The sequence below is a fragment of the Parasutterella sp. genome, assembly GCF_057870745.1.
In genome coordinates this window covers 14,531-27,044 of sequence record NZ_DBMALT010000040.1, presented here as the reverse complement: position 1 = coordinate 27,044, position 12,514 = coordinate 14,531, and the positions used below count along the sequence as shown (strand labels likewise).

General features: G+C 44.8%; 10 protein-coding genes. 6 read left to right on the top strand and 4 right to left on the bottom strand.

The annotated features are described in order from the left end of the window. Positions 1 to 226: 226 nt before the first annotated feature. A complete protein-coding gene (locus ACZND6_RS10310) occupies positions 227 to 550 on the bottom strand; it encodes an autotransporter outer membrane beta-barrel domain-containing protein (RefSeq protein WP_278385438.1) in 324 nt (107 codons plus the stop codon). A gap of 54 nt (positions 551 to 604) precedes the next feature. On the opposite strand from ACZND6_RS10310, the gene ACZND6_RS10305 reads away from it, so the two are divergent. The 6 genes from ACZND6_RS10305 to ACZND6_RS10280 all read left to right on the top strand — a co-directional run bounded on the left by ACZND6_RS10305 (position 605) and on the right by ACZND6_RS10280 (position 9,429). Further along, positions 605 to 880: a hypothetical protein gene (locus ACZND6_RS10305; protein WP_293737857.1), complete on the top strand. Its 276-nt coding sequence runs from the start codon at positions 605 to 607 to the stop codon at positions 878 to 880. Next, positions 825 to 1,967, top strand: coding sequence for an autotransporter outer membrane beta-barrel domain-containing protein (locus ACZND6_RS10300; protein WP_489524635.1), 1,143 nt, complete (start codon positions 825 to 827; stop codon positions 1,965 to 1,967). The genes ACZND6_RS10305 and ACZND6_RS10300 overlap by 56 nt, the downstream gene beginning before the upstream one ends. A 407-nt stretch (positions 1,968 to 2,374) precedes the next feature. Beyond that, the gene (locus tag ACZND6_RS10295) at positions 2,375 to 2,875 is read left to right on the top strand and encodes a type I restriction-modification system subunit M N-terminal domain-containing protein (RefSeq protein ID WP_293737855.1); all 501 of its coding nucleotides are present in this window, start codon (positions 2,375 to 2,377) and stop codon (positions 2,873 to 2,875) included. Further along, the gene (locus ACZND6_RS10290; protein ID WP_366143027.1) at positions 2,860 to 4,935 is read left to right on the top strand and encodes a type I restriction-modification system subunit M; all 2,076 of its coding nucleotides are present in this window, start codon (positions 2,860 to 2,862) and stop codon (positions 4,933 to 4,935) included. Before ACZND6_RS10295 ends, ACZND6_RS10290 begins: the two co-directional genes overlap by 16 nt. Before the next feature lie 4 nt (positions 4,936 to 4,939). Beyond that, positions 4,940 to 6,181, top strand: coding sequence for a restriction endonuclease subunit S (locus tag ACZND6_RS10285; RefSeq protein WP_489524634.1), 1,242 nt, complete (start codon positions 4,940 to 4,942; stop codon positions 6,179 to 6,181). 2 nt (positions 6,182 to 6,183) lie between these two features. Then, positions 6,184 to 9,429 carry a type I restriction endonuclease subunit R gene (locus tag ACZND6_RS10280; RefSeq protein WP_489524633.1) on the top strand — a complete coding sequence of 1,082 codons (3,246 nt, stop codon included), beginning with the start codon at positions 6,184 to 6,186 and terminating at the stop codon, positions 9,427 to 9,429. A 61-nt stretch (positions 9,430 to 9,490) separates the two neighbouring features. Here the strand turns inward: ACZND6_RS10280 and ACZND6_RS10275 are convergent, their stop codons facing one another. From ACZND6_RS10275 to ACZND6_RS10265, 3 genes are all read right to left on the bottom strand, one after another. Further along, positions 9,491 to 10,162: a FadR/GntR family transcriptional regulator gene (locus ACZND6_RS10275; protein ID WP_008864420.1), complete on the bottom strand. Its 672-nt coding sequence runs from the start codon at positions 10,160 to 10,162 to the stop codon at positions 9,491 to 9,493. A gap of 81 nt (positions 10,163 to 10,243) precedes the next feature. Then, complete coding sequence (locus ACZND6_RS10270) at positions 10,244 to 11,569, bottom strand: anaerobic C4-dicarboxylate transporter family protein (RefSeq protein WP_278959448.1); 1,326 nt, start codon at positions 11,567 to 11,569, stop codon at positions 10,244 to 10,246. Positions 11,570 to 11,579: 10 nt separating this feature from the next. Next, complete coding sequence (locus tag ACZND6_RS10265; RefSeq protein WP_278385448.1) at positions 11,580 to 12,506, bottom strand: DMT family transporter; 927 nt, start codon at positions 12,504 to 12,506, stop codon at positions 11,580 to 11,582. Positions 12,507 to 12,514 lie beyond the last annotated feature (8 nt).

Genomic DNA, 12,514 nt, shown 5'->3' with positions numbered 1-12,514 from the left:
CTTCTGCATCACTGCAGACACCTTGGGGTTCGCTAGTCTTTCCCACTAGCGGGCAGACTCGGGACTTTCACCCTATAGAGAATGCTCATGCCGAGCACACCGAAAAATGCCGCAGGGCTGCTGCGGCATTTTGTCTGTATTCTTACAAAGTTTGGAAACGAGGTCCAAACAAAGAAGAGCGGAGAAGTCTCAACTGAGCGCTGAGGCTCCTCTCTGCTTCTCAGGATTAGAAGCTGTAGCGGTATCTGGCCTGAAGAGCCTGATCGACGCGGCCCTTGTTACCCGTACCTACACCATAGTTCAGACTGAAGCTGTGGTTCTTGTAGGCGCTTTCCACACCAACTTTGCCCTGGAAGAGCGCATTGTTGGCGATACGGGTTTCAAGCTTGTCGGTTGCGCTTCCGTCAGCCAAACCGAAAGAGTTTTTGACTTTTCTGTGGCCGATAGCCGGAACTATAGAAACATCAACAAAGGGTTTGATGACGGCACCGCACGAGGCCTTAACGTCGGCGTTGAATGCGACACCGATCGGCATCTGGACGAGGTTCACCTTCTTGTTGTTGTACTTGAAGCCCCCAGAACGACTGTTGCCGGATCCATTAATGTGGGCGCACTAAACGCAAACGCCGACAACGCACGTGCAGCTTCCTCAAATACTTTGACCGTTGCTTCCGACGGAAAAGTCCTCATCAAGGCGCTTGAAGGCTATAACGGATCTTCTCCTCTGGTTGTCGTAGACAAAGTTGATGCAGCCAAAGGCAGCAGCGTTGTTCTGCTCAATGCCACAGCAGTTAAGGAAGGCACCACCGTCTTTGCGGTTAAAGATGATGACTTACCTATTCTCTACAGACAATCTGCTCAAGCAAGTTGTGGACAATAAGGTTGTTACCGCTAAGGCTGAAACTGTATTCGGTGCAGATATCCTGATCCCGAACTCTGTGAACTTTGCATTAACGGCTGACGGTCTTGCAAAAGACAGAATTGAAGCCATTACAACAAATGCGACGACTCAGCAGGCAACGGCAAAACTGAACGCAATCGCTTTGATGGGTACTGCATCCGGCACTCAGACAATGGCTGTCAATATTGCCAACACTCAGCTGGATACGATCGATTCTCACGGGTCCGTGCTTGCCGGCAACGCTCATGACCGCAAGGGCACCGACCTTTGGATTGACGTCAACGGCTCTTTCAGCAAGGCTCGTCACTATTCTGCAGGTTCCGTTGAGTACGGCTACAGAAGTGATATCTCCGGTATTACTGTCGGCAGCGACTACTCCTTCGGTAATGGTTTAGCAGCCGGCTTGGCGGCCAACTTCGGTAAGGGCTCTCTCAGAGGCCAAAACACCGGAGCCGGAATCAAGAACAATATCGATTACTTCGGTTTCACTCTCTACGGAGTTTGGTCCAATCCGTATGTGAACTTGATCGGTTCTGTCGGTTATCTTCAGAGCAAAAATGAGATTAAGTCTCAGGGCTACAAGGCAAAACCCAACGGTAAGACCTTTGTCGCTGGCATTCATGCTGAAAAACCGTTTGCTGTTACTGAGGCAGTGAAGGTTACTCCGCACGTTGGTCTTCGCTACAAGCACGTCAAGGTTGACGATTTCAATGCAGGCGGCTTCTCTTATAGAAATGAGAGCGCTAACCTCTTTGAACTGCCGGTCGGTGTCGCAGTGAGCTCCGATATTAAGACTGCCGGCGGCGCTGAAATCAAGCCGTTCGTAGACGTGACGGTGACACCGAACTTTGGTGATCGTAAGGTCAAGAATAAGGTCTGTTTGCGCAATACTGCTGTTTCTGATTCGTTCGATGCACGTATTACCAATAACGCTTTGGTAAACGGTACGATCGGCGTCAATGCCGTTAAAGGCAGCCACTCCTTCGGACTTCATTATTCCGTGGGCGGCGGCAACGACGGCAGATTGGATCAGATGCTGAAAGCTAAATATAGCTACCAGTTCTAATCTCTAGAAACTTGCAGAAAGTTTCCGGCTAAGTGCATTAAGGCCGGGAGCTAAGTAAAACTCCCGAGTATCGGCGATTGAAGTTGGTACTCGGGATTTTTGTTTTTAACCAAAAAGCGATGCTTTGACAGAGCAAAATGGATAATTAGATATGTGAAAAAGACCACAAATTTCGGGAAGAGGAACGCCTTTAGAGTCGAACCCAAAATCTTTTGCCCTGCTATTGTTTGAGATGAAGTCAAAAATCTAGAGCTGTCGGTGTCTCAGGTGATAAGCAAGACGTAGTCATCCTCTAGCGTAAAGAAATTGTGGTCAAAAGCACATTTTTTCTTGACAACAGTATTTTCTCGATATGCGCCGTTCGAATCGACTAATATTCCTCAAAAATATGAGAGGATGGAACAACTATGAATAAACAAGAACTGGCCGCCCAGATCTGGAAGGGTGCCAATGAGATGCGGGGAAAAATAGAAGCCGGAAACTATAAAGATTTTATTTTGGGACTTCTGTTTTACAAGTTCCTTTCGGAAAACGAGGTCAAATATCTCAAAGACAACTTGGGCGCATCTAAAGAAGACTTGGCCGCTGAGGACGTCAAAACTTATCTTATAGACAACCTCGGCTATTACATCCCTGAAGAAAATCTGTTTTCCTCAATGATGGGAAAAGATAAGGGAATGAATATCGGGAGTCTTTCGGCTACTTTGAGCAATTTTAATTTAGTGACGCTTGAAAATCCCTTGTTCTCCAATATTTTTCGTTCTCTTAATGCGGGCCTCTTGAGCCTTGGCGAAAACGATGCCACGCGCTCTCAGATGATCGTTAAACTCGCCCGTCTCATAGACAACATTCCGATGAAAAATGCGGGGGGGGGTACGATGTTCTTGGGTTCATCTATGAGTATTTAATCGGCCAATTCGCTTCCTCAGCCGGGAAAAAGGCGGGGGAATTCTATACACCGCACGAAGTCTCGGAACTGATGGCCGAGATTGTTGCTTACTCCTTAAAAGATAGAGAACGCATTTCTGTTTATGATCCGACAAGCGGTTCGGGTTCTCTCCTGATTACCATTGGTAAAGCGATTGAAAAGCAGGGAAAATCAACAGATTCAATTAGATATTTCGCACAAGAAATCATAGAGGCGACTTACAACCTAACTCGAATGAACCTTGTCATGAGAGGCATTATTCGAGACAACATTTCGACCAGCAACAACGATACGCTGCGCAATGATTGGCCAAGAAATACGCTTAAAGATGAGCCGCTTTTAGTAGACGCAGTTGTCTCTAACCCTCCTTATTCCTTAAAGTGGAACCCTGATGGCATGGCAGCTGATCCGCGCTTTCAAAATTATGGCTTAGCGCCGAAAAGCGCTGCGGATTTCGCGTTTCTTCTGCACGATCTATACCACCTGAAGTACGATGGTATTCTCACCATTGTTTTGCCTCATGGGGTTTTATTCCGGGGAGGGGAAGAGGAACGTATCAGAACACAGCTTCTTAAATTGAATCAAATTGACGCTGTCATTGGCTTGCCGCCCAATATTTTCTTCGGAACTGGAATTCCGACGATCATTATGGTGTTAAAGAAGTCAAGAGAGCAAAAAGACGTTCTTTTTATTGATGCTTCAAAAGGATTTGAAAAAGTCACGGCAAAAAATAAATTAAGAGCGCGGGACATTAGAAAAGCCGTAGAGGTATGGAAAGATCGCAAAGAGCTGGAAGGTTTTTCTCGTAGGGTTTCTTTTGAAGAAATTGAAAACAACGGATTTAACTTGAATATTCCACGTTACATCGCTTCTTCTGAAGAGGAGAGATCGGATTTATATTCTTTAATTTACAGCGGAATACCAAAGAAGGAGATTGACACTTTACAGCCGTTTTGGAACGTGTTTGAAGGGCTTAAAGAAAAATTATTCAACCAAAGGGAAGACGGCTATTTTGTCTTAAAGGAAAACGCGAAAGAAATCCTGGAAAATTTTCCGGCAATCATAGAATTTAAAAAGAAAGTTCATGAGTCTTTCAAGGCGCTTTTTCCTCTCCTCAAACAAAAACTTATAGCAGAGCGTCAAGTAATTTCTCAGAGTTTGGCGTTTGAATCAATTGTTTCAGAAATACTGGAACAAGCAGAAAAACTGCCCTTAATCGATAAGTACGAAGCATTTGAACTCTTCTCCCAACATTGGACAGAAATAACAAATGATATGGAAGCTCTCTCTTCCCAGGACGGTAGTGAAGTTTTCGGGGAGGAGCAAAGACAGGAAAAAACTGATGAACGCAACAATCCTGAGTTAGGAAAAGAAGAAATAACTTCCTACGGGGAAGCTTCATTTCAACTCGGCGCTTTTGTCAGAACTTTTATTCAGGAGCGTTATTTTCCGACTAAGTTAGAAGAACTAAGTTCCGCCGAAAGGAGCGCCGAGCTTGCCAAAGAAGAGTTGAAAGAACTGTACGGTGAAATTCCAGAAGACTTTGAGTTTGATTCTGCAATCGATCAAGATAAAGAAGTCTTTATTCCGAAGGAAATCAAAGCCCTCTCTAAGGCGATTGCAAAAGACGAAAAGGCCGGCCTTACTCTTTCAGAATCTCAGGAATTCTTAAAAAAAGTTGCTTCACAAATTTCAGCAGCGGATAAGACACGCAAAGAAGCTAAAAAAATTTATGAAGAACTCGATGGGGAAACTTCGAAAAAGCAGCAAAGTCTCACAGAAGAAGAATTTGAAGAACTCTTAACGAATAAATGGATCTATCCGTTAGTAAAAAGCTGGGAGAGAATGGGGGACGACCTCGTCTTTAAGTTCTCGGAAAAACTTTCAACTTTACAGGCAGAGCATAGCTCCTCGTTTATTGCTCTTGAGGAAGAAATTAAGAAAACTTCTGATGAGCTTTCCAGTCTTTTGTCAGAATTACAGGCCGATGAAATTCAGTCTAAGGCTTTAAAGGCACTCCAAGAGTTAATTAAGGGGTAGAGCCGTGAACCAAAACAAATCGGTAAAAATTCGCTTTAAAGGTTTCACCGAAGCGTGGGAACAGCGTAAGTTAAACGAAATAGCCTCAATATATGATGGAACGCATCAGACGCCAAGATACACCAGTAACGGAATTCCTTTTCTATCCGTAGAAAACATTACAACGTTACAGTCAAGTAAGTTTATCTCTGAGAAAGATTTTCTTAGAGATTTTCCGGTATATCCCAAAAAGGGAGATGTACTGTTAACGAGAATTGGAGATGTAGGCACAGCCAATGTTTATGAAAGAAATCAAAAGGTTGCATTCTATGTGAGTTTAGCTTTATTAAAACTTAGAGAAACTGATCCCTATTTTGTTAATGCTTCCTTTAGAAGCAATTCTACAAGAAAAGAAGTTTGGAAGAGAACCCTCCATATCGCATTTCCGAAAAAAATTAATAAAAACGAAATAGGGAAAGTAAATATTCAAATTCCTTCTCTCGCGGAACAGCGGAAAATTGGCATCTTTTTTTATTCATTAGATAGGCTTATTACTCTTCATCAGCGTAAATTGAACAGATTCCAAAAAATTCGAACAACTTTTCTTCAAAAAATGTTCCCTAAGAATGGAGAAACGAAGCCGGCGATAAGATTAACGGGATTCAACGCCGATTGGGAGCAGGAAAAACTTCAGAATTTTGCCGTACGGATAACAAGAAAAAATATTAAAAAACAGAATAACAGACCACTAACCATCTCAGCGCAACACGGGCTTGTTGATCAAACGGTTTATTTCAATAATCGAGTAGCCGCCCAAGATGTTAGCAACTACTATCTGATAAAAAAAGGGGAATTTGCCTACAACCGAAGTACATCTAAAGATGCTCCTGTAGGTGCCGTTAGACGTTTGGTCGACTATGAAGAAGGGGTTCTATCTACTTTGTATTTGGTTTTTTCAATAACTGATCCGCAACATGTTGATCCTAATTACCTGTCATATTTTTTTGAAACTACAGGTTGGCACAGTTGGATTTTGGAAAGGGCAGCAGAAGGTGCTAGGAATCACGGACTTTTAAACGTCTCTTCTCAAGATTTTCTTAGTCTTCCCGTTATGTTGCCATCTAGCCTGGAAGAACAACAAAAAATCGGAGAATTTTTTCAAAAAATAGACGACTGCATCATTCTTCTTGAGCGTCAAGCCGACCTTCTCAAGCAGATCAAGTCAAGTCTTTTACTGAACATGTTTCCACCCTCAAACGCAGAATGATTATGACCGGAAGTTTATTTAAATCTGAAGCAGAATTCGAAAAGGCCTTAATTAACACCCTGAAAAATAAAGGTTGGAAGGGGGATGTTTTTTATCGGCCGACAGAAAAGGACTTAATCGAGAATTGGAAAAAGATTATTTTTGAGAATAATCGTGATGTCCTGCATGGCGTTCCGTTATCAGATTCCGAGATGGATCAAATTCTCAAGCAAGTGGACAGCTCACCTCTACCGCTTGATAAAAATCTTTTTATTAATGGCTCCTCTATGTCAATTCTGAGAGACAATCCGGAAGCGCCTCAGCTTTCGGAATACGTTTCTTTAGTCATATTTGATCATAATCAAATTGCCGGAGGAAGAAGCCGCTATCAAATCGCCGAACAGCCTATTTTTGAAGGCGACGTTTCCAAAAAGGAAAGAGGAGATATCATGCTCCTTATCAATGGGATGCCGGTTATTCACATTGAATTAAAAGCTAATAGCATTGACATTCATGATGCAAAAAATCAAATCCAGCGTTATTTAAGGCATGGTATTTTCAGTAAAGGTATTTTTTCGCTTGTTCAATTTTTCGTCGCGATGAATCCAAACGAGATGAGTTATTTCGCTCATCCGGGCAGTAAACCGATCAACCCTAAATTTGTCTTCCACTGGGCGGACGAAAAAAATAATATTGTTAGCGATTGGCGGAAGATCGCCGAAGACTTTTTGTCTATTCCGATGGCGCATAAGATGGTGGGCTTCTTTACGGTTGCCGACAGAGGAGACAATATTCTCAAGGTAATGAGAAGCTACCAATATTACGCAGCCGACGGCATCTCTCATCGGTACTACGAAGAAGAAAAAAAGAACGAAGTCTATGTAGACAATTACCGCAAAGGCGGATTTGTGTGGCACACGACAGGTTCCGGCAAGACGATGACGAGTTTTAAAGCCGCCCAGCTCATTGCTTCTTCCGGAAAGGTGGATAAGGTCGTCTTTCTTGTAGACAGAATTGAGCTAGGGACTCAGTCGCATACTGCCTATAACAATATGTCCCTGGTCGATGACAGCGTGGACACTGTGGATTCCACGGCGGAACTCATTGCAAAACTTAAAGACAAAGGGACCGGTTCCAACGGACTTATCGTTACCTCCATCCAAAAAATGAGCCGGATCAAGGAAGGTGGGACTATTTCTCTGCCGGACTTGGAAAAATTACAGAAAAAAGAAATCGTATTCATTATCGACGAGTGCCATCGATCGGTATTCGGAGATATGCTGCAAGATATCCGCAATAATTTCCCCAAAGCAACTTATTTCGGCTTCACCGGAACGCCGATTACCGAAACCAATAAAAAAGTCGGAGCTACTACCAGCGATATCTTCGGAGACACGATTCACATTTACACGCTTGCCGAAGCTATAAGAGATAAGAATGTCCTAGGCTTCCAGATAGACCGAGTTTCTACGTTTCAAGAGCAAGAACTGCGTCAGCAAGTCGCTATGCGGGCAGCTGATGCTAAAGACGAAAAGGACCTAATTGAAGACAAAAAGAAAAAAGACGTCTTTAACGAGGTCATGGCTCTCCCCATGGGAGAGTCCGTTAACAGCGAAGGAAAGATAATAAAGGGAATTGAATCATTCATTCCCGACGCACAATATAAGCAGGAAAAGCATCGAAACATAGTCGTCAAAAATATCCTTGATGACTTCCCAAAACTAACCCATCCGTTCGGAACGGAAAAACAATTCCACGCTATTTTTGCGACTTCAAGCATCGAAGACGCGATTGCTTACTGGGATCTTTTTCAAAAGGAAATAGATAAGCGCAGGCAGGGAAATCCAAACTATGAAGCGCTCAAAATTACTGCTTTGTTTGACCCCTCTATTGATAATTCGGACGGTGATCAGGAAATTAATCACTCTAAGCTTGATAAGACTCAATGGGTTGACAAAATCCATGCGAAATACAATGAGGATTTTGGTCTGTCTTTACAGCGAGATTCCGACTTCAAAAGAGATATTGCTGAGAGACTTTCTCATAAGGAAAATTATCGCGGGATAGACAAAGATAGGAGTAAACAGTTAGACATTCTTATCGTTGTTGATCAGATGCTGACTGGCTTTGATTCTCAGTGGGTCAACACGCTTTTTCTCGACAAGATGCTTCAATACGAGGGCTTAATCCAGGCTTTTTCCCGGACGAATCGGCTTCTGGACGATGATAAAGATTTCGGAAGGATTCGCTATTACAGAAAACCTTTCACGATGGACAACAGAGTGGCAGAAGCAGTAAAGCTTTACACCAACGGTCACTCCGCAGGAATTTTTGCTGACAAGCTTGAGAAAAATCTCTTTGATCTCAATGAAATACTTAAAAAGATCGTCAATATTTTCGCGGCTGCCGGTATAGAGGACTTCAGCAAAGTTCCGCCGGCGGAAGAAGACAAAAATAAATTCATTAAAGAAATGTCTCAGCTAATGTCGGTGATTCGTTTGGCAACCGTTCAGGGATACAGATTAGAAAAACAGGACTACACGTTTAAAGATGACGGAGAAGCCAGAGGCGTTCATATCGGGCTAACCAAGACGCTGTATGAAGTCCTCTTGCTGCGATTAAAAGAGGCATTAGCCGGAACGATTTCGGATCCGATAACCAGGCCGGAAGAGAGCCCGTTGGAAAGTATTGATGGTCAGCTCAACATAAATTCCCTCAAAATTGATTTGGATTATATTGAGAGCCGGTTCAAGGTGTTTCTAAAGGCCGTCCAAGATAAAGATCCTGAAGATCACCTGGAGAGCCTTCTAAACGAGATTCATGGGCACTACTGTCTGCTATCAAGAGAGCAACAGGCGGCCGCCGACTATCTTCTCGCGAAAATAAAAAGCGGAGAAATCGTCGTCCAAGGAAATGAAACACTGGAAAACCTTCTCGAAAAATATCTTAAGGATCAAAAAGAAGAGCAAATTGATCAATTTGTCGAAATCACAGGAGTAGATAAAAAGCAGCTCGTTGACTTCATCAATTCTTCCGTCACCGACGGGAACCTAAATGCCTATGGCAGATTTGATTCATTGAAGAAAACCATCGACAAAGAAAAAGTCATGAAGTTCATGAGGGAGTGCGCCGTTGGTGTCTCCGTGAGCCCGGTGATCGCACAGATAAGATTTTCCCGCTTACTTGAGGACTTTATTCGGAAGGGACCGGTTTCAATAGAGTTGGTGAGACTCTGGGCCAGAAAACTGATGGAAAGAAAACAGCAGTAAGAAAAGTTGCGAAAAAGGGCGATCTTCCTGCCGGGGAAAATAGTCCGGCGGGAGGGCGCGTCTATTCCTTCAAGGCAGAAGGTTTTGCTTCGATCGACTGTCTCAGCAACTCGGTTGCCTCAGGAAGGTCGTTGCGGTTTAACGCCTTTAAAAATCCTTCAAGAAGTGTGGCCTTCTCCTCAAAAAATTCCTTCGGCATGTCTTTGACTAAACTCTTAGTGGATTGAAAGTAGGTTCTGACGACATTGGCAAAGACTTCCATGACGCGGTTTCCGCAGCAATGAAGCATCAATAGGTGGAAATCCATCAGAATCGCATCGGCTTTCAAAGGGTCTCCGGCATTGAGCCTAATTCCGTTGACCAAGTTTCTCATTTGAGCCTGAGTGGCAGGCGTGAGTCTTCGGATCACAAAAGGCAAAACCGAGAGCTCAATCATGAGCCGCGCCTCGTTGAATTCCAGCTCGTCAAAGCCGGCTAACTTAAGCTGCTCGAGAATGTTGTAGGTCATGTCGTTGGTCGCTTGTCTTTTGACAAACGTACCGCGCTTCTTTTTTCTTTCTAAAACGCCCATCTGGACCAAGAGGTCGAGCGCCTGCCGAACCTTATAACGAGTCAAGCCCAAAGCTTGAATCAGTTCGTCTTCTCCGGCAACCTTATCTCCCGGCTGGGGCTGGGTTCGAAAAAGGTATCTTTCAACTTTAGAGAATTCTTTAGATTGCGGAGAAAGTGGCATGACAGCTCCAAATTTTTTAAATCATTGTAAGTAACAAAAAGCCGGAAGTTTTCGTTCCGGCTCTTTGATGCTCTATATTCGTTAGAAAACGAATTTGGAAATGACGTAGCCGATAGCCAACTGGCTAAGAGTCGTCACAATTCCGGGGAGCATGTAGCTGTGGTTAAACACAAACTTACCGATCTGAGTTGTTCCTGTTCGGTCAAAGGCTACGCAGCCGATGATGGCACCGCCCGCAGGAATCATGAAGTAACCGCTGACAGCCGGGAACATCCAGACTAAGTCTGCCGGAGAGATTCCGAGGCCGATACCCATCGGAACTAATGCCGTTACGGTTGCGCCCTGAGAGAAGAGCACTGCTGACAAAATAAACAAGGCAACCGCAAAAAGGATTGGTGCGCCCTGGATCATGTTTCCGAACTCGGCAACAAACATCGGTTTGTAGAAATTGAAGAAAGTAGCCGTTAACCAAGACACGCCGTAAACTGCGACCATGCCGATTAAACCTGAGCGGAAGACGGAACCGTCGGCGAGCTTCTTCGGAGAGACATTGGCAATCACCATGATCAAGCCGGCGCAGCAAAGCATGACGATTTGGACCATGTTCGGAATGGAAAGACGTGTGACTTTTCCGGCCTTTTCCCAAGACGGCATTAAGTCGGGGAAGGAGCCGAAGAAGACGACGGCAAGAATACCTAAGGCAAACACGATCACGCCTTTCTTAGCGCTGGAAGAGTAGTTGCGGCTGTCGGTATTGATGGGCTTGTCCTGGAATTCTCCGCTCATAACGCGGCGCTGGAATTCGGGGTCGTCAGCCAATTCTTTACCTTTTTTGAACATGAAGGCGCAGCCGATCAGCACGCCTAAGAGGCAGGCCGGAATGGCGACGGAGAAGATCTGCAAAGGTGTAACGCCTTTAACCGCCAAGAGGGCAATCATGGCACCGGTTGCTGCCGACATCGGAGAGCCGGTGATGCCGGACTGAGCACCGATCACGGACATTGTCAGGGGACGTTCGGGACGCACTCTGGCTCCGATAGCAACTTCGGCAATCACGGGATAGACCGAGAAAGCCACATATGCGGTTCCGCAGAAGAGTGTAAAGAGGTAGCAGACCAGCGGGCCCATGAAAGTGATGTTCTTGGGATTTCTCCTTAAGAGCTTTTCTGCGATGCTCACCAAGAAATCCAAGCCGCCGGAGCCCTGCAAAATCGAGGCGCAGGTAATGACGGCTGTGATGATGAGCAGCACGCTGACGGGAGGCGCACCCGGTTGCATACCGAAACCGAATACTAAAACGCCTAAACCGATACCGCCGGCTGCGCCGAGACCGGCACCGCCCCATTTTGCACCGATGAAGATGGCAATAATGACGACGGCTAGTTCCATCCAAAACATCATGTCCATCGTTGTTCTCCTATGAGATGAACTTTGCTTCGAAAATCTTGAATATCGCTGCTCGATTGGGAATGACGATGCCCAGGATCAGAAAAACCATTCCCACCAAACGGAAGGCAGGGATGCTTTCTCCTAACAATAGGGCCGCAAATCCGATCGTGAAGACAGGCTCGAAAGAGCAAAAGATTCCGGCTTGCGTTGCGCCCAAGAGCTGAACGGCTCTGGAGACACAAATGGTGGACAGGACGGTAGAAACAACGCCGTAACCGAACGTCGTCCCAAGCTGCATGGCATCGAACCTGAGGATAAACAGAGGGTTATGAAGGAAGCAAAGTCCGATAGTTGAAAATAGAAGGGTTAAAAAAGTGATTTGGTACGCAGACACATTCGTCGCCAGCTGCTGAAGCGACAGCAGATATACGGCATACATGAAGGTCGAAAGAAAACCTAAGCCCAGCGCCGTGTAAGTGATATTGGCCTTAAAGGCATCCGAGAAAATACAGAGGCACCCTAGAAGAATAAACGTAATGGATACAATCTGATTCGCCCGGATACTTTTGTGGAAAATAAGGCCGTTGATTGCCAAAATGATTAACGGGTAGACATAAGTGATCAAGCTCATCATGGATGCCGGAATATCCTTGAGAGCGTAGACATAGAGAAGATTCAAGGGGAGCAGTATCAAGAGTCCTATGAATAGCGACTTTCTTATCAGTGATCTGCTGAACCGATAAAAATCTTTCTGAAGGAACGGCCCCATAAGCCCTAACACGACGACCGCAAATATGAATCTGGCATGCAGGATTTCGATGCCTGATAAATCACACGAATAAGCAAGTTTCGCAAATATGGGGTTTAGACCATACGTAATCGCGCTTAATAAAGAAAAGAGGATCCCAAGAGCGACTAGGGGCTGAACTTGTTTTGTATTTACTGCTTTGGTCATGTTGAGGC

Bases quoted from the DNA above. Each gene is read 5' to 3' on its own strand.
- ACZND6_RS10295 (WP_293737855.1), top strand. From the start codon at position 2,375: ATGAATAAACAAGAACTGGCCGCCCAGATCTGGAAGGGTGCCAATGAG.
- ACZND6_RS10280 (WP_489524633.1), top strand. From the start codon at position 6,184: ATGACCGGAAGTTTATTTAAATCTGAAGCAGAATTCGAAAAGGCCTTA.
- ACZND6_RS10270 (WP_278959448.1), bottom strand. From the start codon at position 11,569: ATGGACATGATGTTTTGGATGGAACTAGCCGTCGTCATTATTGCCATC.
- ACZND6_RS10265 (WP_278385448.1), bottom strand. From the start codon at position 12,506: ATGACCAAAGCAGTAAATACAAAACAAGTTCAGCCCCTAGTCGCTCTT.
- ACZND6_RS10275 (WP_008864420.1), bottom strand. From the start codon at position 10,162: ATGCCACTTTCTCCGCAATCTAAAGAATTCTCTAAAGTTGAAAGATAC.
- ACZND6_RS10300 (WP_489524635.1), top strand. From the start codon at position 825: ATGATGACTTACCTATTCTCTACAGACAATCTGCTCAAGCAAGTTGTG.